At 53.3% G+C, this 26,301-nt stretch carries 20 protein-coding genes, 1 tRNA gene, 3 pseudogenes and 1 riboswitch; of the genes and pseudogenes, 8 read left to right on the forward strand and 16 right to left on the reverse strand.

Translation table 11 applies throughout. The features are described from left to right. Positions 1–151: 151 nt before the first annotated feature. The 4 genes from BITS_RS03635 (at position 152) to BITS_RS03650 (ending at position 5,339) form a co-directional block, all read left to right on the forward strand. Positions 152–1,594: an LCP family protein gene (locus BITS_RS03635; RefSeq protein ID WP_026642092.1), complete on the forward strand. Its 1,443-nt coding sequence runs from the start codon at positions 152–154 to the stop codon at positions 1,592–1,594. A gap of 71 nt (positions 1,595–1,665) precedes the next feature. Next, positions 1,666–3,024 (forward strand): LCP family protein, encoded by a 1,359-nt coding sequence (locus BITS_RS03640; RefSeq protein WP_026642093.1) that lies wholly within the window; start codon positions 1,666–1,668, stop codon positions 3,022–3,024. Between the two features lie 66 nt (positions 3,025–3,090). Then, on the forward strand, positions 3,091–4,986 hold the full coding sequence (locus tag BITS_RS03645; protein WP_051264336.1) for an FtsK/SpoIIIE domain-containing protein: 1,896 nt from the start codon (positions 3,091–3,093) through the stop codon (positions 4,984–4,986). A 74-nt stretch (positions 4,987–5,060) separates the two neighbouring features. Continuing rightward, the gene (locus tag BITS_RS03650) at positions 5,061–5,339 is read left to right on the forward strand and encodes a WhiB family transcriptional regulator (RefSeq protein ID WP_026642094.1); all 279 of its coding nucleotides are present in this window, start codon (positions 5,061–5,063) and stop codon (positions 5,337–5,339) included. Positions 5,340–5,426: 87 nt separating this feature from the next. Here BITS_RS03650 and BITS_RS03655 read toward each other — a convergent pair whose 3' ends face one another. Then, positions 5,427–6,920, reverse strand: a complete 1,494-nt coding sequence (locus tag BITS_RS03655) for a sensor histidine kinase (protein WP_026642095.1) — start codon at positions 6,918–6,920, stop codon at positions 5,427–5,429. A 268-nt stretch (positions 6,921–7,188) separates the two neighbouring features. On the opposite strand from BITS_RS03655, the gene trhA reads away from it, so the two are divergent. Further along, on the forward strand, positions 7,189–8,133 hold the full coding sequence (gene trhA / locus BITS_RS03660) for a PAQR family membrane homeostasis protein TrhA (protein WP_081693524.1): 945 nt from the start codon (positions 7,189–7,191) through the stop codon (positions 8,131–8,133). Positions 8,134–8,372: 239 nt separating this feature from the next. Here trhA and BITS_RS03665 read toward each other — a convergent pair whose 3' ends face one another. The 9 genes and pseudogenes from BITS_RS03665 to BITS_RS03705 form a co-directional block, all read right to left on the reverse strand. Then, the gene (locus BITS_RS03665; protein WP_026642097.1) at positions 8,373–8,852 is read right to left on the reverse strand and encodes a GreA/GreB family elongation factor; all 480 of its coding nucleotides are present in this window, start codon (positions 8,850–8,852) and stop codon (positions 8,373–8,375) included. Positions 8,853–8,956: 104 nt separating this feature from the next. Beyond that, a complete protein-coding gene (locus BITS_RS03670) occupies positions 8,957–9,364 on the reverse strand; it encodes an FKBP-type peptidyl-prolyl cis-trans isomerase (RefSeq protein WP_026642098.1) in 408 nt (135 codons plus the stop codon). 145 nt (positions 9,365–9,509) lie between these two features. Continuing rightward, positions 9,510–10,973, reverse strand: a complete 1,464-nt coding sequence (locus BITS_RS03675; protein ID WP_026642099.1) for an L-serine ammonia-lyase — start codon at positions 10,971–10,973, stop codon at positions 9,510–9,512. A gap of 183 nt (positions 10,974–11,156) precedes the next feature. Beyond that, a tRNA-Leu gene (locus tag BITS_RS03680) sits at positions 11,157–11,238 on the reverse strand. A 74-nt stretch (positions 11,239–11,312) separates the two neighbouring features. Next, positions 11,313–12,326 carry a Ppx/GppA phosphatase family protein gene (locus tag BITS_RS03685; RefSeq protein WP_026642100.1) on the reverse strand — a complete coding sequence of 338 codons (1,014 nt, stop codon included), beginning with the start codon at positions 12,324–12,326 and terminating at the stop codon, positions 11,313–11,315. Beyond that, positions 12,323–12,924, reverse strand: a pseudogene (locus tag BITS_RS03690) (DUF501 domain-containing protein). Before BITS_RS03690 ends, BITS_RS03685 begins: the two are co-directional and overlap by 4 nt. Positions 12,925–13,024: 100 nt before the next feature. Then, entirely contained in the window at positions 13,025–13,567 is a 543-nt protein-coding gene (locus tag BITS_RS03695; protein ID WP_044259442.1) for an FtsB family cell division protein, read from the reverse strand. A 107-nt stretch (positions 13,568–13,674) separates the two neighbouring features. Then, positions 13,675–14,970 (reverse strand): phosphopyruvate hydratase, encoded by a 1,296-nt coding sequence (eno, locus tag BITS_RS03700; RefSeq protein WP_026642102.1) that lies wholly within the window; start codon positions 14,968–14,970, stop codon positions 13,675–13,677. 115 nt (positions 14,971–15,085) lie between these two features. Further along, positions 15,086–15,607, reverse strand: coding sequence for a GNAT family N-acetyltransferase (locus BITS_RS03705; RefSeq protein ID WP_044259414.1), 522 nt, complete (start codon positions 15,605–15,607; stop codon positions 15,086–15,088). A gap of 161 nt (positions 15,608–15,768) precedes the next feature. Further along, positions 15,769–15,911: riboswitch (TPP riboswitch) on the forward strand. Positions 15,912–15,996: 85 nt separating this feature from the next. Between BITS_RS03705 and BITS_RS03710 the strand changes: the two are divergent. The 3 genes and pseudogenes from BITS_RS03710 to BITS_RS03720 all read left to right on the forward strand — a co-directional run bounded on the left by BITS_RS03710 (position 15,997) and on the right by BITS_RS03720 (position 18,664). Then, positions 15,997–16,703, forward strand: a pseudogene (locus tag BITS_RS03710) (ABC transporter permease). 165 nt (positions 16,704–16,868) lie between these two features. Next, the gene (locus BITS_RS03715; protein ID WP_044259415.1) at positions 16,869–17,864 is read left to right on the forward strand and encodes an ABC transporter substrate-binding protein; all 996 of its coding nucleotides are present in this window, start codon (positions 16,869–16,871) and stop codon (positions 17,862–17,864) included. Beyond that, positions 17,861–18,664, forward strand: coding sequence for an ABC transporter ATP-binding protein (locus BITS_RS03720; RefSeq protein WP_152571217.1), 804 nt, complete (start codon positions 17,861–17,863; stop codon positions 18,662–18,664). Before BITS_RS03715 ends, BITS_RS03720 begins: the two co-directional genes overlap by 4 nt. Before the next feature lie 142 nt (positions 18,665–18,806). Here the strand turns inward: BITS_RS03720 and mfd are convergent. From mfd to BITS_RS03745, 6 genes and pseudogenes are all read right to left on the reverse strand, one after another. Further along, positions 18,807–22,211: pseudogene (gene mfd / locus BITS_RS03725) on the reverse strand (transcription-repair coupling factor); the annotation flags it as partial. 5 nt (positions 22,212–22,216) lie between these two features. Further along, the gene (locus tag BITS_RS09685; protein WP_156097480.1) at positions 22,217–22,354 is read right to left on the reverse strand and encodes a hypothetical protein; all 138 of its coding nucleotides are present in this window, start codon (positions 22,352–22,354) and stop codon (positions 22,217–22,219) included. Next, complete coding sequence (gene pth / locus BITS_RS03730; RefSeq protein WP_026642107.1) at positions 22,344–22,943, reverse strand: aminoacyl-tRNA hydrolase; 600 nt, start codon at positions 22,941–22,943, stop codon at positions 22,344–22,346. Before pth ends, BITS_RS09685 begins: the two co-directional genes overlap by 11 nt. A gap of 109 nt (positions 22,944–23,052) precedes the next feature. Continuing rightward, positions 23,053–23,547, reverse strand: coding sequence for a GNAT family N-acetyltransferase (locus BITS_RS03735; protein ID WP_026642108.1), 495 nt, complete (start codon positions 23,545–23,547; stop codon positions 23,053–23,055). A gap of 237 nt (positions 23,548–23,784) precedes the next feature. Next, positions 23,785–24,906: a nucleoside hydrolase gene (locus tag BITS_RS03740; protein ID WP_026642109.1), complete on the reverse strand. Its 1,122-nt coding sequence runs from the start codon at positions 24,904–24,906 to the stop codon at positions 23,785–23,787. A 253-nt stretch (positions 24,907–25,159) separates the two neighbouring features. Next, positions 25,160–26,206, reverse strand: a complete 1,047-nt coding sequence (locus BITS_RS03745) for an ABC transporter substrate-binding protein (RefSeq protein ID WP_026642110.1) — start codon at positions 26,204–26,206, stop codon at positions 25,160–25,162. Between the last annotated feature and the right edge of the window lie 95 nt (positions 26,207–26,301).

Genomic DNA, 26,301 nt, shown 5'->3' on the forward strand with positions numbered 1-26,301 from the left:
TTCAGCAATTATCCTGTGCATAAATCGGCGCAGAGACCCCATTACTCAGGTATATGGCTTACAATCTTAACGATTTGAAGTTCACTCAAGGCAAAACCGGCAGTTGATGGAGGTGTCTTGTGTATAGACACCCCGGCAGGAAGGCAATAGCGTGACATCCCACCGTTCAAGCAACAGCAAATTCCCCAATATCAATGGCTGGAAACAGGCACGCCCACGTCATAGTCTTGGATACAATGTGCGCCACGCCTTACGCACTACCATTATCTGCGTGGTATGCGCGGCTTTTGCCTTTGTGGGCACTGCAGCTGCCGCGGCGTACATCGATCTCAATAGCACTGTGGTGAACAATACGGTCAAGGTCATCAGTCAGTCCACCGCCACACCGACTGTGATCGATCCCAACGCCGGCCAACCCATTCAATTTGCTCTTCTTGGACAGGATACCCGCGAAGGCGATAGCAATGCCTCACTTGGCGGTGACGATGGCACATCCACCGAAAACCATATGGCCGACACCACTATGGTTGTGCAGATCAGCGCCGACCGTTCATGGGTGAATATCGTTTCGATCCCACGAGACTCGATTGTGTCCGTGCCGAGTTGCCAAACCACAAACGGCACCATTCCGGCACAATACAACATCATGTTCAATTCCATTTTCTCCACCGCATACCAACAGGGTGGGGATCTGTCATCCGCGGCAAGCTGCACCATGGCTGCTATCAACGCGCTTACCGGTTTGGACCTTCAACAGTTCATCGTCGTTGATTTCCAAGGTCTGCGCGATATGATCGACGCCATTGGCGGTGTGGATCTGTGCATCGCGACCGACACCACCGACAGCTACACCGGATTGACCCTATCCCGTGGCCTGCAGCATCTGGACGGAACCCAGGCCACGCAGTATGCCCGCATGCGTCATGGCACAGGAACCGACGGTTCTGACATCATGAGAACCACGCGCCAACAATACTTGATCAAGGAACTGTTCAAGCAGGCAATGCAGAAGAATCTGTTCACTCAGGTCGATCAGCTGTATCAACTTGCCAAATCCGCTCTGAACTCCTTGAATATCAGCACTGGACTGGCCGATACAGCAACCCTTGCGGGTTTGGCGATGAGCATGAAAGACATGGATACCTCACATATCTATGCACGTACCATTCCAGTGACGGCTGCTCCATATGATCAGAATCGTGTGGTGTGGAGCTCAGATGCCGATGCAGTATGGGCCAAGTTGCGTGAGAATCAGCCGCTCACCGAATCAACTGATGAGAGCACTGACACCTCGAGTGAATCCGCTGATGCCAACGGCACCGACGCGTCAACCGAGAGTTCTGAGTCGAGTGCATCCACTGATACCTCGACCGAGGCGGATACCGCTTCTTCCGATGCCGCAAGCAGCACCTCGAGCATTGATCCGACCACTGGTTTGATCACCGACGCGCAGGGCAATCTGATCGATCCTGCTACGGGAGGCATCGTCGATCCAGATGACGGCATCATTCGAGATGCAGTGACCGGCCAATATATCGGCATCGCTGATCGTTATCTCAATGCCACGGTATGTGCCGTTCCTGCGCAGGATTGATGACTCAGGTAGGTTTTGGCTCTCCCAACCGTGTAAAAGTGACAGGAGAATCACGCTAGGAAGGGACAATAATGGCGCAAGCGCACAACGGCGACAATGCTCAGGCGACGCCACCAAGCTTCGTGCCCTCCGGTACCAGGCGTAAACATGTCTCCGCCGATACCTCGCACACAGCTCAGCAGTCATCGACCCCACCTAGCTATGCTCCTGCATCCGCCCGCAGCAGTTCCAATGCAACACGACGCACTCATGCTTCGTCATCGGCAGGATCTGTCCAGTCGCAACAGCCTCAAAGCTTCCAGCCAAATAGGCCCAGCGCATCTGGACAACGATCAGCTCGTCGATCTTCTGGCTCATCGCGCAACGCAGTCAATGCCGTGAACGCTCAACATAACCTGACAGGCACTTCCCCGAAACCACAAGCTATGGCAATGCAATCCGTCCGAGGAGGCGGTGCCGTTGCACGCAAACGCGGCCACCGTGTGCGCAATATCGCATTCAAGACGTTGGCCGTACTGCTTGTGGCGATGCTTTTGGGCGGTTTCCTTCTGTGGAATTGGGTCGACGGCAAACTCAACAAGTCAGACTGGTTAACGAGCAAGGCTTCGACTTCCGGAACATCGTGGCTCATTCTGGGTTCTGATGAACGCGTAGAAGGCGATAACACAGGGGGAACATCAGACGAAATCTCCGGGTATCGCACTGATACGATTTTGGTACTGACCAAGCCCAAGCATGGCCCTAGCTCATTGATTTCCATTCCACGTGATTCTTTGGTTTCCATTGATGACACGTATATGAAAATCAATGCGGTTTCACAATTCTACGGCCAAGTGCAGCTCGTGCAGGAGATTGAGGAAATCACCGGATTGAAAATCGAGCACGTCGCCCAATTGAAATTCGGCGGATTGGAAAATGTGGTGAATGCCTTGGGCGGCATTGAATTATGCTACGACCAGACCGTAAGCGATCCTTATTCCGGATTGAATTGGGAGGCGGGCTGCCATACAGCGGACGGAGGAACCGCTCTGGCATTCTCCCGCATGCGATATGCAGATGCAGAGGGGGATTTTGGGCGAGCAGCACGTCAACGACAGGTGATTGCCGCCATCATGAAGAAAAGTCTGTCCGCGTCGACATTGACCAATATCAGCACACTGAACAATGTCGCCAATGCAACATTGGATGCTTTGAGCGTAGACAGCACAACCAATCCCAGCACCTTGATCTCCATGGCCTTGGCGTTTAGAGACGCATCCGGCAGTTCAGGCGTCAGCGGAAGCGTGTATTGGACCGATCCTGACTATTATGTCGACGGCGTGGGCTCTTCTGTATTGCTTGATGACGCCAAAAACCTCGCTCTGTTCAAATCTCTTTCAGAGGGCACCCACGAAGCAGGCACGGTAGGAACGCTCGCCGAGGAGAGCTAGTGCTGCCTTCGACCACATAGTCTATTGCGCTAGCCGTTCTTGCCTTGTGTCACGCATGCTGTGTGTATGAGACAGGAACGGCCAAGCAATGACGGAGATTCATCGACTGAGAGACGACTTTCTGAGCGTTTCACTTCACTAGAAAAGCTACGCTTGGCTATCACCTTCGCCCCTGCGATTACCCAATTGTTTATGGCTGTTTTCGCAATCATGCAGCATCAATGGATATTGCTCGCCATGATTGTTCCCAATCTGTTGGGCAGTCTTCTCTATGCCATTACGGCGGTATCCAGATTGAGCAAGCACGATCAATCCCAAGGCATCGACCGTGATTCCACCACAACCACTGCGCAACAGTCACGGCTCGACTCCGCATCTCCCCCATCCTTTGCAACCATTGAGTCAATAAGTCTTGAAGCAGCATTGGCCCTGAATCGACAGGAGGATCCGGTGCTGTGGCGAAGCATAATACTTCGTTGGCTGAAGCAACCGACCATTCCGTTGGGCACCGATAAAAACGGCATATTTACGCTGGATCTACGTACACATGGCCCTCATGCACTCATCGCGGGAACAACGGGCTCAGGCAAATCTGTGTTATTGCGAAGTTGGTGCCTCGCTTATGCCGCTACCATTCCGCCAGACCGTTTGCATTTCATCTTCTTGGACTTCAAAGGCGGTGCCGCATTCAACGCATTGGCTTCACTGCCACATACCGCGGGATTGGTCTGTGATCTCAATCTGAAACATGCCACGCGCGCATTATTGGCAATAGAATCCGAATTGCAAAGGCGTGAGCAATTAGTCGCGCAATATGAAGTCACCGCAACCGATGATCTTGAGAATCCTCCCCCGACGCTGATAATAGTTATCGATGAATATCATGCTCTGCGCGGGCAGCTACCGGATTATATGGACAGACTGTCTCGCATAGCATCACTGGGCCGTTCATTGGGTATGCATATCATACTTTGCACGCAAAATCCTTTGGCACAGGTTGGCACCGACATCAAAGCCAATATGGCGATCCATATGTGCTTACGAGTTCGCGATGCGTTGCAGTCCAATGAATTGATCGGCTCATCCGCAGCCGCCATGATCAGCCCAACGCTGCCCGGAGCGGGATTCTGCCATGATGGCGAGGTGTTGCATGCCATACGCTGTGCCATGGTTGACAAATGCGAATCACTGGTTTTAGCGATCAAGGACGCGAGCGCAATGGCAGGGATTCCCTCTGCCAAAGCCCTGTTCACACCTCCTTTGCCTCATGTGGTGAAAAGCAACACCGACCTGGCATCTGCTGTGCAGGCACATGGAAACCACAATGACCCGATAATCGCATTGGGTGATGATGGCATGTGTTTTCACGAGGTCGCCGTGCCCCTATGCAACGGCAACCTTGCGATCATAGGGCAACGTGGTCGTGGGAAAAGCACCGTATTGGCTACGCTGAGACGACGACTGAAGAGCACATGCCATCCACCGATCCATAGTCTTCACGTCGTACAAGGCGAATGGCATAAGAGCACCTTGTCTGGATGTTCCAGCTTCTCGCCGTGCACATCGCATAATGATGCTTCACACCGCAAATATTCCTACTTGCAAATTTGGCTTATTGACGATGCGGATCCACTCTTCGACCCGTATTCGACGGATCCTCTGTCTCAAGAAATACGGCATGCCTTGCAATCCCCCGATTCGCTCGCCGTGGTGACCGCTCAATCTTCTCGTCATATAAGACTTCAAGACCATTTCCCCAATCGCATCCTGTTCCCCACCGGAGATCGTTCGACAGATCTTATCAATGGAATTCCAGCAAATATGATCGCACAATTCGACAAGGCAGATCTTGAGACACCGGGTCGTGCAGTGTTGATCCATCGCGCCCAACAGCTGCTTATCCAGTGCCCTTACGATGGCGACGAACAAGAAAAATGCAAATCCTTTAGCCAAAGCTCTTGAAAAGTCAGGGCATTCGTGCTTATGTGGTACGTGGTTTGTTACTACGGTCATCCATATTGGAGGAACTCGAAACAATGAGCAGTGCTTTTGACTGGCGTGCCAAGGCCGCGTGTCGTGACAAGGATCCTGAGCTGTTTTTCCCTGTCGGTAACACCGGTGCAGCGTATCAGCAGATCGAAGAGGCCAAGGCAGTATGCCGTACCTGCAAGGTTATTGATGCATGCCTGAAATGTGCTTTGGACACCAACCAGGATTATGGCGTCTGGGGAGGCATGAGCGAGGATGAGCGCCGTGCATTGAAGCGTCGCGCCATGCGTGCCCGCCGCTCACAGAGTATGCAGATGCAGGTCTGATAAGCGTTTGAAGTTCTCTTCAGACATGGCAAGAGGCTGATCCGGTGTCAATATCCGGATCAGCCTCTTGCCGTTGGTGAGAGCCGTTCACTCGGATTCAGAAGCGGCAGCCCTCAGCTTCATGTCGAGAATAACGCGTGTGCCGCCCTCACGACGCGCTTCCCATCTGACTGTGCCTCCGAAATCGTTGGTGACGAAGGTATTGATGATCTGCGTTCCCAAACCGGATCCTGCAGATCGTGGCATAGTGCGTCCCTCTTCCATGACGAGGCCGGAACCATCATCCTCTACGACTACATTGAGGTTATTGCCACCTCGGCCGACGGAAATCGTGATATTGCCGTCTTTGCGCCCCTCAAAACCGTGTTCGACGGCATTGGTGATCAATTCCGTAAGTACAAGCGACAAAGGAGTGGCATCCTGCGCAGGCATCATGCCGAATTTGCCTATGTAGTTGATATGAATATGCTGATCGCGCATTGTGGCCAGATCAACGCTCATCTTCAGCAGATTGGATATCACTTTGTCGAAATCAACGATCTCATCCGCTGTCTGGCTCAGGCCCTCATGCACCATGGCTATGGTCTGAACACGACGCTGTGCTTCCTCAAGGCCCTTTTTCACCTCCAAGGAAGTCGTCTTACGCGCTTGAAGACGCAACAGTGCGGAAACGGCCTGCAGATTGTTCTTCACACGATGGTGAATCTCAGAGATCGTGGCATCCTTGGTCTGCAATTCCTGTTCACGCCTGCGCAATTCAGTGACATCACGGCATAGCACGATGGCTCCTGTTCTGCCACGTTCATCGAATAACGGCAAGGATCGCATGGACACCACTGACCGGTTCGCCTCAAGCTCAGAGTCGATTGCTGCCTTGCCGCTGAGCACCAACGGAAGGCTTTCCGGGAAGGAATCATTGGTATGCAGCAAACCCGTGCCCACTTCGCTCAAATACTGCCCCTGCATGGTGACCAAGGAGCCGAGGCGACGGAAGCAACTAATTGCATTAGGAGAAGCATACTGCACCACGCCATCCACACTCAGCACAATGAAACCATCTGCGACACGAGCGATATGACGCTGATTCATCACCGAATCCTTATAAGGGAATTCGCCGCGCGGAATCATCTCGAAAAGCTGTTTCCCGGCCTTGATGCTTTCGTTTTCATATCGACCAGTGGATTCCCTCGTGGACATATTGGTTTCTCGAACCACCAGTCCCAGAGTTTTGCCGTTGTGATGGATAGGAGCGTACACATTGCATACGGTCGATTTGCCCACGCTGCGCAACACGGTGGAACGGAAGATATCATCGCTGAGCATAGCGGCATCAAGTTCGGCAACCATATCGTCATTTACGGCATTATCCACAACATCTTCTGTGCGCAAGGTCATCACCGTTGAGGGCCTGCACTGCTCTGCAACGACATATCCGCCATCGCCCGTCTGCAATATCAACAACAAATCAGCGAAACTGAGATCTGCGATAACCTGCCAGTCGGCGACCAGATGATGCAACCATTCGCGATCCGAGTCGTCAAAATCAGGCCTGCTCGCAAGAATATGAGTGAAATCTGCCATGCCCACCATCATACGCATGGTGCGATACGCTACGACATGCCGCTCAATGACGTTCCATGGCGCCATTCAGCCCAGAAAATCATGTAGTTACGCTATCGTAGGTTACGCTTGCGTAATTACGATAGCGATTCAGAACCGAGGTGCAGTTTCCATGAGCGAAACCACTGCCCAGTCGTCGAAGAATGCAGAAGCTACTGCAGCAGATTCATCGACAGCCAATGCATTCGACACTGCTCATTCCATTGAACCAGCCAGCTCACAAGACACCATGCATCCCGAGCGCAGTTCAAGCGGCAATAACGCGGTTGACCATGACAAGGACGTCGACACAGCCCGGCAGTCAGCTCCGACTCAACCCTTGCTTGAACAAGTCACCCGAGCTCAACGACAAGCGGACCATGCAAAGGCCGAGTCAATCCGCTTGGCAGCCCAGGCGAAGGCCCATGCCATTGAACAACGTGCTCGTGCAAAAGCATTGCACATCATCGCAAATGCCGAGACCCGTGCTGCAAAAATCGAAGGCATCGACATCAGCAAACCCCCACGCAAGATTCGACTTGATGTCCATGGCAGACCCAAGCCACTGATGCGCGGTTGGCTCCATGCGATTGCCACTCCCCTCTCTTTGGCAGCAGGAATCGTATTGATATGCCTTGCCCAGGGAACCGGACTCAAATGGGCCTGCGCCATTTTCATGGTCTGCTCGCTGATTTTGTTCGGAAACTCAGCGGCATATCATCTCGGCGATTGGTCACCGAAAACCACCGATGTGCTTCGTCGTATCGATCACGCCAATATTTTTCTGCTCATCGCAGGAACATACACTCCAACGGCATTTGCATTACAGCCTTTCTGGCGGAATGTCATCATAATTGGCATGTGGAGTTGCACTGCGGCAGCCATGATCGTTCATGTCATCTGGATCAGCGCTCCGCGATGGCTCTATGTCATCGTCTACATCATCTTCGGTGTTGCCGGAGTCGCTTTCATGGGCATGTTCTGGATGTCGCCCGCTGCAGGACCTGCTGTCGTGATTCTGATTGCATCCGGTGGCGTGTATTATATCGCCGGAGCGATCGTGTATGCCCTGCGCAAACCTGATCCCTGGCCTACCGTATTTGGATTCCATGAGATTTTCCATACCGGCACCATTGCCGGATACGCTTGCCAAATAGTGGCTATTTATATGATTATCGTCAATTTATGGCATTAGTCATCAAGACTGCCTGTGTGAGTTGTCGCTTTGTGTTACATTTCGCGAATGGCTGGATAATGGCAGCACAAGTGGCTATGGGTTGTACATCGCAATGAATGAGGCGTTCCACCATGTCATGGATGCCCATTACAACGCATGCCCTTTGGAGAAGCGTTGCATTACAGCTTTCCAAAGGGCATGCGCATAAGCATTGGATCAGTTCAGACAACCCAATCCCAAGCCTCAATTCGACAAGACTATTCCAAAGGCTTGGCTTCTTTGATGGTCACCGAAATCTCACGACCATTCGGTGCGGTGTAGCTCACCGTATCACCCTGCTTGGCTCCATCAACGGCAGCACCGATAGGTGACTCAGGGCTGATCACATCGTAGTCGGTGGCAACCGCAATATCGCGAGAACCCAGCACATACGTCATCTCACGGCCAGCCAGATCAAGTGTGACCACAGATCCATTGCCCACCAAGCCGGCCTTTGGCGCCTGCAGAATCTTGGCATTGCGCAGCTTCACCGTAAGCTCGTTGATACGGCCTTCATTCTTTCCCTGCTCTTCTCGAGCGGCATGATATCCGCCGTTTTCTGACAAGTCGCCTTCTGCACGAGCTGCAGCGATTCGCTCGGTAATCTCCTCGCGATACTCACCCTCGCGGTGCTCGAGCTCCTCCTTCATCTTGTCATAGGCTTCCTGCGTTAGCAGAATGGTTTTTTCCCCGTCCATTCCAATTACTCCCATTCATTTGCGTCACTGCGCATATTCGCGCAGCAAATCCGTTTAATTATGCGAAAGACGCCGGTTATCGCCGGCGCCTCTGCCTCGCACACTCAGCGAGTCGAGATGATATCGATAACGAATACCAACGTGTCACCGCCACCGATTCCGGCCTGAGGCACTCCTTGAGCACCGTAACCGTACTCAGGTGGAATCGAAACGACCAAACGAGAACCGACATTATGTCCTGGAACCGTCTGATCCCAACCCTTGATAACCTGTCCGACACCAATGCCGAAGCTGGCGGGCTGATGACGATCGAAACTCGAATCGAAGGGCTTGTCATTGCCCCAGACCACGCCATGGTAGTTCACCGTAACCGTATCGCCCCGACGGACCATAGGGCCGTCGCCCTCAACCAATTCCTGCACCTTCAAACCTGCAGGCGCCTGATCCTCGGCAAATTCAATCACAGGTGCAGCGCCGAATTCGGCGTTGACTTGAGGCATATTCTGAGCCATGTGCTCCTCCTAACGTGCCTTATTCACTAGTGTGTCTCGTATGACACAATGTGTCATAGATTATCACCATTAGCGACAAACGTCATATTCATTTGCCTTTCGTTGAACAGCGATTGTGCTGCTCGAATCGATAAGGCTTCACTGGCTAACATTCAACCACATTGACCGCAAGGCCGCCCTGTGATGTTTCCTTGTATTTCGACATCATGTCCTCACCGGTGTCCTTCATGGTTTTGATAGCCTGATCCAAGCTGACAATATGAGAACCATTGCCCAGCATGGCCATGCGCACAGCGTTGATGGCGGTATTCGCAGCCATGGCATTGCGCTCTATGCATGGTATTTGCACCAATCCACCCACAGGATCGCATGTCAGACCGAGATGGTGTTCAATGCCGATTTCCGCGGCATTCTCAACCTGACGAGGGCTGCCGCCCAAGGCCTCACACAATCCTGCAGAGGCCATGGAACAGGCGGAACCGACCTCCCCTTGGCATCCGACCTCCGCACCTGAGATAGAAGCATTTCGTTTGAACAAATATCCTATTGCCCCTGCAGTCAGTAGAAATCGCACCACACCGTCCTCCGATGCGCTGTCCACGAAGTTCCAGTAATACTGCAGTACCGCAGGCATAATCCCCGCCGAACCATTCGTGGGCGCCGTAACGATACGCCCGCCTCCGGCATTTTCCTCGCTCACGGCAAGAGCGAAGAGATTCACCCAGGCGGCATCCGAACTTTCCAAAGCCGCATCGCTACGACGTGGTTCGCGGCGCAAAGCATCCGAATTAGCCGTGAGCCTTGCATACATATCAGGTGCGCGACGAGGCACGTCCAAACCTCCCGGCAAGACCTGTTGACTGCTCGTGCATCCTGCATGAATGCAGTCAGACATCACATGCCAGACATGAAGCAATGCTTGCCTCACTTCTGCTGCAGGACGCATGGAGGTTTCATTGGCCCAAATCACTTCGCTTATGCTCTTGCCTTCGCGTTCGCATAGCTCGACCAATTCATTGCATGAAGCGAATTGGTATGGCACTTGCGAAGACCATCCATGAGCCTCGACATCCGCCTCCTGCGATGGCACTTGGGCTTGGGTTTGAGGAATATCATGATTGCCGATAACCGCATCATCTCGACGGCCTTGGCGGATGAATCCTCCGCCCACGGAATACCACACCTGTTCGTCAACGATTTCTCCGTCACGGTCATATGCTTGGAACCGCATCCCATTGGGATGTTCCGCAAGTCGATGCCACATATCAAAGGCAACATCATGCTCGACGTCGAATGGGATGATATGCGCCCCCATAAGAGCGAGCTTTTTTTGTTGCATGCAAATATGCTTGATATCCAAGAGTCGATTGGTGTCCACGGTATTGGGTTCGGCGCCTTCCAAGCCGACTATCACAGCCCTATCCGTTCCGTGGCCAAATCCGGTCAATGACAGCGACCCGTACAGAGTCGCCTGCACTCGCGCAACTGTGCTCAGCAGTGATGTTCCCTCCAGAGAAGCCACGAAAGCCCTGGCCGCCCGCATTGGCCCAACGGTATGCGAAGAGCTCGGTCCGACACCTACGGAAAACATGTCAAGCACACTGAACATGGCACACCTCATCTGCAACGATCCTGACAAGCAAAACACATCAATGCTACTGCCTTGGAGCTGCAACTTCGCTCAAGGCTTGTATTGCATTGCCTTACGGCGTGTTTCGCCGTGCGAGGGTCATCGATTGCAATACTGAGCGATACATGAAACAGGCATTGCCGATCGACAGTGCCCCAACCGTGCCCCCTGTGGGACTCGAACCCACAAACCTTGCGGTGGCGGATTTTAAGTCCGCTGCGTATACCAATTCCGCCAAGGGGGCGCATAATTCATCGCGATAAGAGAGTATATACATACGGGTATCCATTGTCTATGGATACCCGCGGCATGCCTCAATCAGGCAGAAAGCCCGCGTTCGGCCAAGAGTCTGCGTCCATAATCGAGGACAATACCGTCCAACAAACCATGCTCACTGGCGACATATGAATCAAGAGGCAATCCTCGATCTTGGCCAACGGCTTCGGCGACCTTGTCGAGCACACGGCTCCACACCAAGGCACCACCGCCAACCACATCAATACGTCCAGGGTGAATGGTGCCGTATTCACGACGTTGAGCCCGTGGCATCCGCAAGAATCGATCATTGACCGCCTTGGCCTCGGCAATTGGCATACGCACTCCATCAACGGCGCGATGATCATATTTGGTCAATCCCATCGCCAAAGCCGTCATCGTGGTCACCGTGCCGGAAACGCCGATTATCGTCCTCGTCTTCCCCGCTGGAATCACGCGAAATGCTTCATCGATTCGAGCATCAATGTCTGTTATCGCCTCATCGATTTGCTGCTGTGTTGCAGGGTCATCATGCAGATGCCGCTCTGTCATGCGCACAGAGCCGATATTCATGGAATACGCGGCTTGAACCTGAGTTGTCGGCAGGCTCTTGCCGTCTCCACCCAAAACGAGTTCAGTGGAACCGCCTCCCAAATCCACCACGAGATAAGGCACTTCGAATTCATTGCGTGATACCACGCTTGTTGCGCCAAGGAAGCTGAGATCCGCTTCTTCTGTGCCGCTGATGACTTCCGGACGAACACCCAGAATGTCTTCCATGGTATCTTCGAATTCTTCGCGATTCGTGGCGTCACGCGTAGCTGAAGTCGCTACGAAACGAATGCCGTCGACATCGTGTTTCGACAGCACCTCGGCAAACTCTCGGGCAGCGGAATATGCACGTTGCAAAGCGGCGTCCGCAAAACGATGTGTGGTGTCAACGTCCTGTCCGAGGCGGATCACCCGAAGCATGCGTGGAACGACTTTATGCATGCCTTGGTCATCAACGCGGGAAATCTTCAGTCGGATCGAATTGGTTCCGCAATCGATTCCAGCTACCGTCACCGAAGCACTCATGCTTCACTCTCCTCGTTGTACTCTGGCTGGTCATCTTGGGTTGTCACAGGCTTGAGCGAACAGCGGCAGACCCGCGGATCAAATTCCTTTGAAATGCGATCCAAGGTCAAATCACCTATCGGATTCACACCCGATCCCATAACGAGGGTCTGAGCCAGCAACGCATGAAGACACTTCACGCGCACAGGCATCCCTCCTGCACTAATTCCCTCGATATAGGTTTCGTCATCGCCGAGACGTTCTGCCAAAGCGTGACGGAATGCCAGATACATCTCATGTGCACGCTCATACGCTGCTTTCAGCTGTACATCCTCTGCCAGCATCTGGCCGTACTGCGCCATAACGCCCTCTGCTTCGATATGCGAGACCGCCTTGACCGCTTCGGGTGAGGTGAGATAGCACGAGGTGGGGAAAGGCGTCCCATCATCCAGCTTCGGACGCGTCACTACGGCCAGGGGCCTTCCGCACACACAACGGGCGCCTACGGCTACCATCCTCTGGGATAGCGATGCAATTGTTCCTGGACGATGTCAATATCCTCTTGGGTGGCAGGATGCTGCAATATGGCTTCGACCATCTGCTTGGCCTTGACCGCCATTTGCTCCTTCGTATCCAAACCGCTCTCCTTCACGCTGATGCTTGCGATTGTTCATTACGCTTGCGAGCTTGCTCAGGTCGCAATTGCCCACATTCACTATTCACTGCTGCGAATTGCCGGATTGACCGGCACTGCCATCGGTTCCGTCAGCACTGCCGCTCGACCCGGAAGAATTATCGGTCGTGCTGGGTGATGTCGAAGTATCTTCAGACTGATCCGCTTGTTTCAATGCATATGACAGTTCACTATACCAAGGCAAGCTTGAATGTTCCGAAGACGAATCGCCTGTTTGCTGCTTGGTATCGCTCTCTCCTGTCACTGCCTCAGGATGGTCAACTCGAATGGCTTGCTCACCGGGGAACACAAATCCCAATCGCTCACGTGCCTGTGCCGTGACATATGCCGTATCATCCCATCGGGCAATATCATTTTCCAGCTCTTGCTTGCGTTCGATCAATGCTGCTTCTTGGCGCTTCAAACCATTGAGCTCAGCCAGATTCAACGCATAGCTATGGAATGTGGAAACCAATTGGATGGCCCCCAAGGCGAGAATGAACAGCGATACAAAGAATGCAACCGGACCTGAACCTTTGCGCTTCGGTTTGGTCCGCTGAGAAGCGGTGTCATGCTTCGATGTGCTCATACGCACGAAAATACCCGTCGCATTCGACTTGATGAATGCGACGGGCACCTTGAGATATGAGTGTCGCGCGGCGGACTCAAAGCCCGCAGCTCAACACTGCATAGGGCTTACTTCATGTACTGCTTGCAAGCCTTGAATGCGCTGTAGCCAGCGTACTGTGCGGTCGAACCGAGCTCTTCCTCGATCTCCAGCAGGCGGTTGTACTTGGCAACGCGCTCACCACGTGCAGGTGCACCGGTCTTGATCTGGCCGGTGTTCTTTGCCACTGCAAGATCGGAGATGGTGGTGTCGGAGGTCTCGCCGGAACGGTGGGACACCATGGAGGTGAAGCCGTTCTTGGTAGCCAATTCGATGGCATCCAGGGTCTCGGTAACGGTACCGATCTGGTTGAGCTTGACGAGCAGGGAGTTTGCCGCACCCAGCTCGATGCCCTTGGCCAGACGCTTCGGGTTGGTTACGAGCAAATCGTCGCCGACGAACTGCAGGCGATCGCCGAGACGAGCGGTGATTGCAGCCCAGTCTTCCCAGCCCTCTTCCTGGAACGGATCCTCGATGGACACGATTGGGTACTCGTTGACGAGGTTCTCGTAGAAGTCGAGCATATAAGCGGACTCACGATCCTCACCGTCGAAGTGGTACTTGCCGGTCTCCTTGTTGAAGAACTCGGAGGAAGCCACATCGAGCGAGATGCCGATCTGCTTGCCAGGCTCGTAGCCTGCTGCGGAGATGGCGTCCATGATGAACTTGATGGAGTCTTCATTGGACTTCATCTTTGGAGCGAAGCCGCCCTCATCGCCCAGACCAGTGGCCAGACCCTGCTTCTTGAGCACGTTCTTCAAGGTGTGGTACACCTCGACGCCTGCGCGCAGTGCCTCGCTGTAGGTCTCGAAGCCGTAAGGGGAAATCATGTATTCCTGGATATCGGTGGCAAAGTCTGCATGAGCGCCGCCGTTCATGATGTTCATGTTCGGCACTGGCAGAATGTGGCCGTTGGTGCCGCCCAAGTAACGATACAGAGGAAGTTCTGCGGACTCAGCGGCAGCATAGATGGCAGCCAAAGAAACGCCAAGAATGGCGTTTGCGCCCAGCTTGCCCTTATTAGGGGTGCCATCGAGCTCGATCATGGTCTCGTCAAGAGCGCGCTGGTCAGTGGCATCCATGCCGATGACCTTCGGAGCAATCACTTCGTTCACGGCCTTCACCGCTTCGAGTACGCCCTTGCCCTGATAACGGGACTTGTCGCCGTCGCGACGCTCCCAAGCCTCGGCTTCACCAGTGGAAGCGCCGGAAGGAACCAGACCACGGCCCTGAGCACCGTCTTCGGTCTCCAAATACACTTCTACGGTTGGGTTGCCGCGGGAATCAAGGATTTCGCGCGCGTACACGCTTTCAATAGCTGCCACAACTACTCCTTAGCAATTAGGTTGTGTTGACGTTTCCAAGAATAGTGGGCTTTGTGGACGATAACTGTGATTGTGCTGCATGGCGTGTGTGAGCGTTCACAGTTTTCGACGCCATTCATTGTGCGTCGTTTACGATTCGTTCCATACCGTAGGTATAGACCTCCATACCGCAACGCTTGTAAAATGCGAGCGCCTCCGGATTGCATGCCCACACATTGAGTGTGACATTATAAAACCCTTGCTGCCGAGCCACATCAAACACATGCTCCATCAAGCGTGAGCCTATTGCACGACCGCGTACCGTTTCATCCACGCATAGATCGTCGACATACAGCGTGGAGATCGGCTGAAATGCTCCATGCGATTCATGATGCTGTTCCATGGTGAAGGCATAACCTGCCAGTCGTTGTTCATTGGGCAGCTGAGCCACATACACGGTGACATCTTTCTGCCCTAACAACTCCTTCAATGAATCATGGTCATATTTACTGCCACCGTCTTTGAAGAGATCGGGCCTTCCCACATGGTGCACTTGTGCTACTTGTTTCAATAATCTGAGCAATTCATCGATATCTTCGACACCTGCGGTCCTGATGCTAGGTGCTTCACTTCCTTGTGCGTGTTCAATCAAAGTCATCGCCCATCCTTTCCGACAGTCAACCGTTTTGTGAATCGATGCCCCTACCCTACTCTTCCAAGGCTTCGCAACCCAAACTGGGTGGCTGCTTGTCTCATGCCCTTCTCCGTCATGAACTCACAACGGCAATGTGGTCAAGGGTTTCGGTATTATGGCAAACGCAAGAAGACACGGGGTGCCCGGGCAAGTTCTTAAAAACGCTGGAAACAATGATCAATATTGAAAGCGGACGGCCGGGCTGAGATTACACTCGTCGAACCTGATTTAGTCAATACTAACGAAGGGAATGTCGTTCCATGCCACGCCCGCATGCGTATTTTTCCAGCCGCGGTGTTGCATTGCCTCCTCTACGACGAGTGTGGAATGCAGTTTCACCATGGCTCACTACGATGACAATTCTGCTGTTTTGGCAGGTATCATCTGATCTGTCATCGAAGCCTTCATTGTTCTCCAGTCCAACGGCCGTCATAAGCGCTTGGTTTGATCTTGCTCAGGAGGGCATTCTGTGGCCTTCGATCGGCGCAAGCTTGTCAGGGTATGCTCGGGCGTCGCTCTCGGCATTGCCTTCGCAGTTCCTTGCGGACTGGTGGCCGGCGCATCACATATTGGATATGCCGTAATCGATAAACCCGTGCATATGCTGCGAGCCATACCATTCCCTGCGCTATCTCCCCTGCTGATCATTGCCCTCGGCATAGGCGAAGGGATGAAAATAACCCTGATAGCGATAGGGGTTTTCTCTTTGATCTATGTCAACCTTCGCGATGGCGTGCGCAATCTTGATCCCAAATTATTGGAGCTCGCCCAGGCGTATCACATGCCCCGACGCACAATACTCACGCGCATTATGTTCATGGGCGCATTGCCATCGTTTATGACTGGATTGCGTTTTGCCATAGCCGTGGCTTGGATCGCATTGGTCACCTGCGAGACCGTGAATTCAAGCACGGGCATCGGATACATCCTTTCGAGGTCACAGCAATTTTCACGCACAGACCAGATGATGCTATGCGTTGTGCTCTACGCCTTGCTTGGGCTTGCCAGCGAAGGCTTGGTGAAATTGCCGGAACGCTGCGTTATTTCCTGGCGACGATAGCGCTCAATGTCTCGACCATGATTCACGCACCCAGCTCGACTTGTGCACTGGGCCGTTTCACCTGTCGTGCCCGCGCCTCCCCCCCCCTGTTCACTGTGTATTGCCTCACCCACGAGGATATGGGCGATACACGAAACCAACCATCACACAATATAAGGAGTTCATATGTCTATTCATTTCAATACCGTTCTCAAGCGATCGCTGGCAGCCGCATTCTGCCTAGGCATGGCCTTTTCTGCAACAGGATGTGCCAGCCAATCCTCTGCCAACACCACCGCACCAGCCGACGGTGCAGCAACCGTTCGCATAGCCTATCTATCGACTGCAAATTATTTGACGACACTGCGCAATGAAGATTTCGTGGCTTCGACAATGAGTCCGGATTCGGCTTCATTCTCCGGCCCATTCAACCCTCCCAGCGACGCTTTCCAAGCCGTGCAATCAGGCCAGGCCGATGCCTCAAGCACCGGTACGGGTCATTTCCTGAGACTGATCAGCCAAGATACACCCTGGGTGGCATTTGCCATCGAATATTATGACGGCGATTCCCAAGGTATCGTGGCCGCACCGGGAAGCGGAGTAAAGTCGCTGAAGGATTTGTATGGAAAATCCATTGCCATTGACAAGAAAGGCGCAACGGGCGACTACATTGTCAAAGCGGCATTCAGCCATGCGGGATTGGATTACACCAAGGTCAATGAAGTCGAAATGAGCCAGACCGATTTCGCCGCCGCCTTTGCCTCGGGTCAGGTCGATGCTTTGGCCAGCTATGACCAAAATCTTGCATCCGCAATTGCCACCGAAGGAGCGACCCTTCTGGTGACAGGCAAGGATTACGATTCCAAAAACGTGTCCATCCATATGGTGTCCTCGACATTTGCCAAAGAGCATCCTGATACCGTCAAGCGCCTGTACAATGCATTGGTCAAGGAATCACAGCGCGCACAGCAGGACCCATCCTTTATATACGACACCTATCGCGAATTCGGAGCCTCTGATTCACTGATCGACCAGGTACGCAAATTCGACGTGCCAACCATCAAACCAATCGACGCGGATGGCAAGGCTTTGCTAGCCGCGCAGGCGCAACAATACGTCGATTTCGGCTTCATCGATGCAATCCCCGATATCGATGCTCATACCATCGATTGTTCCAAATGAGGTACGGTGCGGTGTTGAGCGATACCCATGAGATGACGACGCCAAGCATAGAGCGCGGCACACCTGGCCGCATCGAATTGGATGACATAAGCATGCAATTCGATGGCGTTTCGATTTTCCGGAATGTGAGTTTGCAGGTCTCACCAGGTGAATTCGTGTGCATTATGGGCCGTTCCGGTTCCGGAAAGTCAACCTTATTGCGCATAGCAGCCGGACTGCTCACCGCCCAATCGGGTCGCGTGAATGTAGAGGGTGAAAGCGCCTTCGGATTCCAGGATTCCAGACTGGTTCCTTGGATCCGCGTGTGGAAGAACATCGTTCTTGGCATGACCGGCTCCCGTCAACAATTGAGGGAGTCTGCCGCCAAGGCCTTGGATGATGTTCAGCTGGCGGGATATGACACATCCTGGCCATCGCAACTTTCAGGAGGACAGGCCCAACGTGCATCTTTGGCTCGCGCGCTCGTCCGCAAACCATCCATATTGCTGCTCGATGAACCATTTGGCGCCTTGGATGCACTGACACGGATCGATATGCAAAATCTGCTCGCCGACTTGTGCCGCAAACATCATTGGACGGTGCTTATGGTCACCCATGATATGAATGAGGCAATCCGGTTAGCGGACCGGATAGCCGTGCTTTCTGAGGGACAATTGCAGGGCATGCTCAGTCTCGATCGATCGCATTCTGATCGGGATGGTTATCCTCAGGACAGAAGCGCATACGAGCAGTGGTTAAGGGATATATTGATCAACCGTTCCAATAGGCAAGGCGACACAAAGGTCATATACGTCGAATAGGCCGGCAACTTCAAAACACATATACGAATATCCTCCAGTCGAGTGCAGCGATCGTTTCGATTGGAGGATATTCATATATGTGCTGTGTTCGGTTGGATTCAGCAGTAAGCACGGCACACAGCAATGCTGCCATACATGACGATTACGCCTTCAAAGCGCCTTTCCACTCCAGATCTTCCATAAGGTGCTGGGTCCAAGAAAGCACTTCCTCGGCGTTCATAGGTCCGGACCCCAAAGAACCCGCAAATGGTGCCGGTATGAGCAATGTATGCGTGACCGGCTTGTATTGCGTTCCTCTGTATATTCTGGAAAGCCTCATTTGCAAGGATTCCGGAGGATCGACACGACCTATGCGAACATTGCGTCCTTGAGCGATTATTTCGCTGATACCAATGGCGCTTGCGCGATTGCGCAGGCGAGCCACTTCGAAAAGCATTTCCAGATCTTGCGGGGGTTCGCCATAACGATCCATCAATTCTTCGCGAAGCTCGGCAAGATCATGTTCATTGCGAGCCTGAGACAGCTTCCGATATGCTTCAAGCCTGAGCCTGTCGGAATCGATGTACTCGACCGGTATCGAAGCCTCTATGGGCAGGTCAATGGTGACCGTGACCGGCTCATTGCGTTCAGGTTCTTTGTATTTCTCAACCGCTTCGGAGACCATGCGCACATACAAGTCGAAGCCAACCCCTTCGATATGCCCACTTTGTGCATCGCCCAGCAAATTGCCCGTGCCTCGAAGCTCCAAATCTTTCATGGCCACATCAAAACCTGAACCCAATGCAGTATTTTGTGCAATGGTGGTCAAACGGTCATGCGACTGCTGAGTCATCGGCTTGGACGGATCATACAGGAAGTATGCATAGGCTCGCTCGCGGCCGCGGCCGACTCGTCCTCGCAACTGGTGCAACTGACTCAATCCAAATCGATCAGCCTGGTCCACTATCAACGTGTTGGCATTGGAAATATCAAGCCCTGTTTCGATAATCGTCGTACATACCAGCACATCGATGTCTCGGTGCCAGAAATCCCTGATAATCGTATCGAGCTGTTTCTCCCCCATTTTGCCATGAGCCACACCGACTCGAGCCTCAGGAACGAGGTCATGGATATGTGCTGCCACCGCATTGATATCCGAAACTCGATTATGCACATAAAAAACCTGACCGCCGCGCAAGAGCTCGCGTCGGACTGACGCCGTCACCTGTGAATCCTCGTGAACCCCCACATAGGTAAGCACCGGAAGACGATCCTCAGGAGGGGTTGCCAGCGTGGACATTTCACGAATACCGGTAACAGCCATTTCCAAGGTCCTCGGAATCGGTGTTGCCGAAAGCGAGAGCACATCCACATTGGTTCGCAGAGCCTTCAGGGTTTCCTTGTGTTCAACGCCAAAGCGTTGTTCCTCATCGATGATCAGCAGCCCCAGATCCTTAAAGGCGATACTCGGGTTCAACAATTTATGCGTGCCGATGACAACATCGACTGAGCCGTCTTTGAGACCTGCCAATGTTTGTTCGATTTCCTTGGCGCTTTGGAAACGACTCATGGCCGCGACTTTCACAGGGAAACCGTCATACCGTTCGGTAAATGTATCAAAATGCTGCTGCACCAATAATGTGGTGGGCACCAAAACGGCGACCTGTTTGGAATCCTGAACCGCCTTGAAGGCCGCACGCACCGCGATTTCTGTCTTGCCGAAACCCACATCACCGCATATCAAACGATCCATAGGGACGGAACGTTCCATATCCCGCTTGACCTCGTCAATGGTGGTGAGCTGGTCGGCGGTTTCCTGGTACGGGAATGCGTCTTCCAGCTCTTTCTGCCAAGGGGTGTCCGGACTGAATGCGTATCCTGCAGCGCTCTGCCGCGCCGAATAGAGCTTCACCAGATCTTCGGCGATCTCGCTGACATGTTTACGTGCCTTCGCCTTGGTCGCCGCCCAATCCGAACCGCCCAATTTGTTGAGCTTGGGTATTTCGGCACCGATATATTTGCTGACCAGATCAAGTTGGTCAGTGGGAATGAACAGCTTGTCGGCAGGTGCATTGCGCTTGGATGGAGCATATTCCAGCACGATGTATTCCCGAGTGCTGGTATTGGCGCCGGACCTTATGGCGCGTTGCTTCATTCCAATGAAACGACCTATGCCATGTTGCTCATGAACCACGTAGTCGCCGGCCTTGAGTTCCATCAGATCGATTGCCTTGCGGCGACGCTTTGGCGTTGATGAACGGCCGGAAACGCCATCCTTGCCAGTGATATCACGTTCAGTGAGCAGGGCTATTTTGGCTGAATCATCGATAAACCCATCAACCGCCCACGAGCGCACCAGTTCGAAAGCCGTAATTCCGGTAAGGTTGATCGCTCGCTTCAATCTGGCCAGGGTTCCTTGGGCAGCAGCGGTGACGGTCACCGTGAACCCTGCATCGATAAGTCCTTCGATACCTTTGCTGGCCTTTGATTCGTCTCCCCGGTACGAGGCAGACGCACGAGCCGGGATCGCGTATTGTCCGGGCATATTCGGATCGATACCGAAATCGGAAAGCGACAGCACCTCCCTGCCATCGTATTCCATCGCATGTATGCAATCTTCCAATTCAAGGAAGCTTGCCTGTTCGAAGCTGATAGGAGCTCCGGCACCATGACCGCCCGCAGCAACATGCCAACTGGCGGCAAGGAATTCGTTGGCCGTTTTGACCAAATCATCCGATGCCCGACGCAGGCGTTCGGGATCGGAGAGCATGATAATGGCATCATGCGGCAGCAACGAGTGAACCGCCTCCATGTCATCCACCAATGCCGGCATCAGCGATTCCATGCCTTCTACAGGCACTGCATTGGCTATGGATTCGAGCATGTCATCCGCATTGGGAATCTGCCCTGCAAGGCTTTTCGCTCGATCGCGAACCTCCTGGGTCAATTGCAGTTCACGACAGGGTGTTGCCCAGATACGCTTGATGTCATCGCCGTATGTGCGTTGATCCGAGGCATGGAACTCGCGTATGGAATCCACTTCGTCACCGAAGAATTCCACGCGCACAGGGTGCGGAGCCGTTGGCGGAAACACATCCAAAATACCCCCGCGTACGGCGAATTCGCCACGGTCCATAACCAAATCGACGCGCGTGTACGCATGCTCGACGAGTCTGGCACTCGCTTCGGTCAGCGCAATGTCCTTGCCGGTTTCAAATACCAATGGTTCGATATCGCCCAGACCCGCCACAACCGGCTGGATTAATGAACGAACAGGCATAACCAATATCCGGATCGGACCGAACATCGAATCAGTTGGATTGGGATGTTTCAGCCTGCGAAAAACAGCCATCCTGCTGGCTACAGTGTCCGCGCGGGGGGAAAGACGCTCGTGAGGAAGTGTTTCCCATGCATCCAATTGCGCAATATCCTGCGGATCGCCGTCATACCAAGAACGCAAGGATTGAACGGTATCTTCGGCTTCACGTCCGGATGCCACGACCAGAACTACGGGTGCCCTTCCTGAAGTGGCCGCCGCCAAAGCAGGGCGCATACCGGTGGGGATGCCGATAGTCAGTCTGCGCGATTCCGCTCCCTCGACAACCTCCAGATTCCCCGTCGCAACATCTTGGAAACCGGATCCTTGTCCAACGATTCCAAAACACCGGCCAGCGAAGCCACCGCTGCGCCGTTGTTGCCATTATCGACCATTGAAATGCTCCTGTGCGCGGCTCAAGCCGTCAATGATGACTTCCTCTACTGCATCGGCGCCATCTGCCAGGAATTCAGGCAGCTGCTTACGCTGGTCGGGACCGAATCCTCCCAAAACCCAATTGACCGTATTCGCATGGGCATTCGCGCCCCGTTTGGCATGGCCGACACCCATACGCACTCGTGCATATTGGTTGGTGTCCAGAGAACGATCGATGGATTTTATGCCGTTATGGCCCCCGGCCGATCCTCCCGATTTGACTTTGATACGGGCAAATTCCAGATCCATATCGTCATGCACCACAACGATATGTTCCGCAGGAATGTCGTAATACGCCGAAATCGAGGCCACCGCATTGCCTGAATCATTCATATACGTCACCGGCTTGGCCAGAAAAAACTTCGTGGTCGTGCCATGCAAATTCATGACGCCTTTGCCTAATTTCGCCAACCCCTTGTGATCCGACAACCGTACTGACCATCGTTCAGCCAGAACGTCCGCCACCATGAACCCCATATTATGACGGGTTCCCTCATATTTGCTGCCAGGATTGCCCAATCCGACGATCAGCCAGAAATCGGATGCCATATGCTCCACTCACCTATCACACACATCGGTCAATAACCATCACACCGCGCATCTCATTCGACGCGGAAGAACACAGACTTGTCACTTTGCGAACGCTATTTTCAGTCGTTCATAGTTCCTTGCACCAATATGACATGTCCAAAAACCGTGAGCCATCATAGCAGGCACGGGGCAACAAACCGAAACGGGAAAACCCATAATGCTCCATGAGCGCAATGGAACCGGCATTATCGGCAAAAATCAAGGCAGTGGCCATGCGATGCCCACGATGCTTCGCCTCATCAAGGAGCCATTGGACCATTTCCGTTGCGATCCCATGGCCGCGAGCGCTCTCATCAACGTAATAACTCAGTTCCACCACGCCGTCATAACCGGAACGGGGGTGGAAGCGAGAGAGCGAACCAAAGGCGACTACCTGATGATTCTCTTCCATGACCATTACCGGATATTGTTCCCTTGGCGTATGCGAATGCACCCATTCCAATCGTTGTTCGATGGTGCGCGGCTGCAAATCGGCTGTGCTTCCTCCAGCAGAGACTGCCTGGTTGTAGATGTCGGTTATTGCCTGAATATCTGAATCCTGAGCCATTCGTATGGTTGCCATGCCGAGTATTGTACGCACACGATATTTCACGTAACCGTAACAGTCTCTTTCAATGCTGATCACACTGGGTAATATCGCCGTGAGATATAAGTGCAGTACTTCATGCACAACCTTGCGTATGAGCCGGTGTGCCCTGACGTAAAGCTCGTGCACCGCAACGCATCAGACGGCATGGCACATCGCATATGCCGCATCCGAGTCATGTCATGCATTCAGCAGCAGCGATTGAGGATGCAATCATTGGGTTTGTTCCTGACACAATCGCGTCACCGAATCCACAAAATCGTCATGGAATCGTTGCGCATCGACTGAAAGCGCCACATGGGTCCGGCAGGAGTGCCCCACAAGCATGGTCCGATCGCCGATGGTGCGTCCTCTGAATCCAAACCCGTCCCCGGTCTGCGTTTCCACCATCATATTGATATCAAAACATCCCACAAGCGATGCATCAACGGCCACTGCCGCGGCAAGGGGATCATGCAGGGGGCTTCCCGCCGCAAAAATCTCATCGCTTGATTCATTGGCACTGATGTAGAACTTGGTCATATCCGCCAGGAACCGCCCCACTGGCACGCCAGTGTCCTCCCATGCTGCGATATCGCGGCGTGTCAGCAGGCATTGATGGGTCACATCCAAACCGATCATGGTGATATGCGCGCCTGAATGAAACACCCTGTCTGCCGCCTCGGGGTCCTGGATGATATTGGTTTCGCATATCAGGTCGTAGCAATTGCCCTGTTGAGTCAAAGCGCCGCCCATCATCACCAGTTGCAAATGCTGCGCGATATCCGGTGCTATGCGTATCGCAGCATCCACATCCGTCAATGGCCCGGTTGCAAGTACGGTGACTTCTTCTCCGTACTGCCGTACGGCATCGATAATCATATGGACGCCTCTGCCGCAGGTCGCCCGAACAGCATCTGCAGGCATATCGCGGAGTTCGGTGCGCGTGCCGCCCACAGAGCCTATCGCCGAGTTGCCAAGTGAATTGGGCAAGCCAACGGTATTCACGTCCCGTGACTGCGCTGCGACATTAGAACTTGATTTCGGCAATCCAGACACATAATCGACAGGGCTGACGCCGCCGAATCCGTTGTCACCATGGAATCGTGCGCACCCCTCATCCACAGCGAATTCCTGTGCCCAGGAAGGAGCGGTGCATCCCATGGCCGTGGGGATATCAGCGCGTCCGAAGGCTTCGAGCACCATGCGATTATTCGTATGAGCAACGCGTGCATGCACATTGCCATACACGCCGACTACGCCGAGTAGTTCGACTTTCGGCTGAGCCAATAGATAGGCCAAAGCCAGTGTGTCGTCAATGCCGGTGTCTGCGTCCATGATGATACGTTTGGTCATATCTTCTCCTTATGGCTTGTTTCGGATTGAGTGAGATTTGTGCTTGATTGCGTTGATATCGCTTACGAAACGGTTTCGCGCTGATGGGAACGGCCTCTAATATGCATTTGTCGGCGTGCATATGTCGCGTCGTATCCCCGAGCGCAAATGAGACCAGCTCGTTGCTTGTTTTCACCAGAGCACATGCGTCGAATCATCGCTTCCCTGACAACTGGCACCGTTCGAGGCCGCTCCCAACATGAGGCTTGAGGGATCAGCTCAGGAACTCATCCGTCGATAACTGATCCGCCTGAGGAACCGTGTCCACGGTATTCCCATTGGCATCCGTGTATGCATGGGCCTGGCCAAGAAAATCAAGATATTCCTGCGCTTGTTGGGTATCACGTGCCCCAAGGCGGAGCTTTCCGTCTGCGATATCCTGCGGAGATCCCCAATATTGCCCCTCCACGATCACATGCATACTGCGTTTGACAAAATCGGCATCCAGATTGGCGTCGGGCGCAGCCTTCACCAGCATTTCCGCTGCCTCGTCAGGATGCTCATATGCATAGCGATACCCCTGTTGCGCTGCTTGGACGAATGAGCGTACAAATTGCGGATTGTCGGTTATTGTCTTCTCATTGGCAATGATGCCGATGGTATCCGCATTGCCAGGAACCCCGTAATCCGGTTCGGTAAAGCAATTGAGCTTCGGACCATACATATCGGCTTGCACACCCTCCCAAGTGGCATAGAATCCACCAAAGTCGGCACGTCCCGAAGACAGCGTCTGGAATGTGGAGGTACCCACAGTCACCTTGTCAAACGTTCCAGTTCCACCATCGAATTGAATCATGCGTTTGATCACCGCATCGGATTCACTCGCCCCGAATGTGGCAAACGTTTTGCCGTCGAAATCACGCGGTCTAGTTATGGATGTGTTCGAAGCCAGTGAACACCAAATGGCGCTCGGTTTGCGTTGTACCTGGAGCACCTCACGAAGATTGGCGCCTTTGAGACTGTACTGTGCCACATTGGTCAAATTGGACAGCGCAAAATCTGCGACACCACTATTCACCGCTTGTTCCGCACCTGCCTGGGACACGGCGACGATATCCACATCCAATCCAGCTTTGGCGAAATACCCTTGTTCCTTGGCGACGTACACGCCGATATGATTGGTATCCGGTGCCCATGAAAGCATGAATGTTGTTTTGGTGGTTCCAGCTTGGTCGGCAGTGACGCCACATGCCGTCACCATGCACAAGGCGACGAGCGCACTCAACACAGCAACACATATGCGCAGACTTTTGCTTTTCATATCACGAAGCATCAGGCAATCCCTAGTTCTCGTATCATCGTCACGCTCTGGGATTCGCGGAAGGTCGGCAGAACGTGACCACAGGGCCGGTTTCC

It is taken from the genome of Bifidobacterium tsurumiense (assembly GCF_000741765.1).
GTDB classification, from domain to species: Bacteria; Actinomycetota; Actinomycetes; order Actinomycetales; family Bifidobacteriaceae; genus Bifidobacterium; species Bifidobacterium tsurumiense.

Coding starts and splice junctions, on each gene's coding strand:
- BITS_RS03640 (WP_026642093.1), top strand. CDS start 1,666: ATGGCGCAAGCGCACAACGGCGACAATGCTCAGGCGACGCCACCAAGC.
- BITS_RS03645 (WP_051264336.1), top strand. CDS start 3,091: ATGAGACAGGAACGGCCAAGCAATGACGGAGATTCATCGACTGAGAGA.
- BITS_RS03650 (WP_026642094.1), top strand. CDS start 5,061: ATGAGCAGTGCTTTTGACTGGCGTGCCAAGGCCGCGTGTCGTGACAAG.
- BITS_RS03655 (WP_026642095.1), bottom strand. CDS start 6,920: ATGGCAGATTTCACTCATATTCTTGCGAGCAGGCCTGATTTTGACGAC.
- trhA (WP_081693524.1), top strand. CDS start 7,189: ATGCATCCCGAGCGCAGTTCAAGCGGCAATAACGCGGTTGACCATGAC.
- BITS_RS03665 (WP_026642097.1), bottom strand. CDS start 8,852: ATGGACGGGGAAAAAACCATTCTGCTAACGCAGGAAGCCTATGACAAG.
- BITS_RS03670 (WP_026642098.1), bottom strand. CDS start 9,364: ATGGCTCAGAATATGCCTCAAGTCAACGCCGAATTCGGCGCTGCACCT.
- BITS_RS03675 (WP_026642099.1), bottom strand. CDS start 10,973: ATGTTCAGTGTGCTTGACATGTTTTCCGTAGGTGTCGGACCGAGCTCT.
- BITS_RS03685 (WP_026642100.1), bottom strand. CDS start 12,326: ATGAGTGCTTCGGTGACGGTAGCTGGAATCGATTGCGGAACCAATTCG.
- BITS_RS03695 (WP_044259442.1), bottom strand. CDS start 13,567: ATGAGCACATCGAAGCATGACACCGCTTCTCAGCGGACCAAACCGAAG.
- BITS_RS03705 (WP_044259414.1), bottom strand. CDS start 15,607: ATGACTTTGATTGAACACGCACAAGGAAGTGAAGCACCTAGCATCAGG.
- BITS_RS03715 (WP_044259415.1), top strand. CDS start 16,869: ATGTCTATTCATTTCAATACCGTTCTCAAGCGATCGCTGGCAGCCGCA.
- BITS_RS03720 (WP_152571217.1), top strand. CDS start 17,861: ATGAGGTACGGTGCGGTGTTGAGCGATACCCATGAGATGACGACGCCA.
- BITS_RS09685 (WP_156097480.1), bottom strand. CDS start 22,354: ATGGTCGATAATGGCAACAACGGCGCAGCGGTGGCTTCGCTGGCCGGT.
- pth (WP_026642107.1), bottom strand. CDS start 22,943: ATGGCATCCGATTTCTGGCTGATCGTCGGATTGGGCAATCCTGGCAGC.
- BITS_RS03735 (WP_026642108.1), bottom strand. CDS start 23,547: ATGGCAACCATACGAATGGCTCAGGATTCAGATATTCAGGCAATAACC.
- BITS_RS03740 (WP_026642109.1), bottom strand. CDS start 24,906: ATGACCAAACGTATCATCATGGACGCAGACACCGGCATTGACGACACA.
- BITS_RS03745 (WP_026642110.1), bottom strand. CDS start 26,206: ATGAAAAGCAAAAGTCTGCGCATATGTGTTGCTGTGTTGAGTGCGCTC.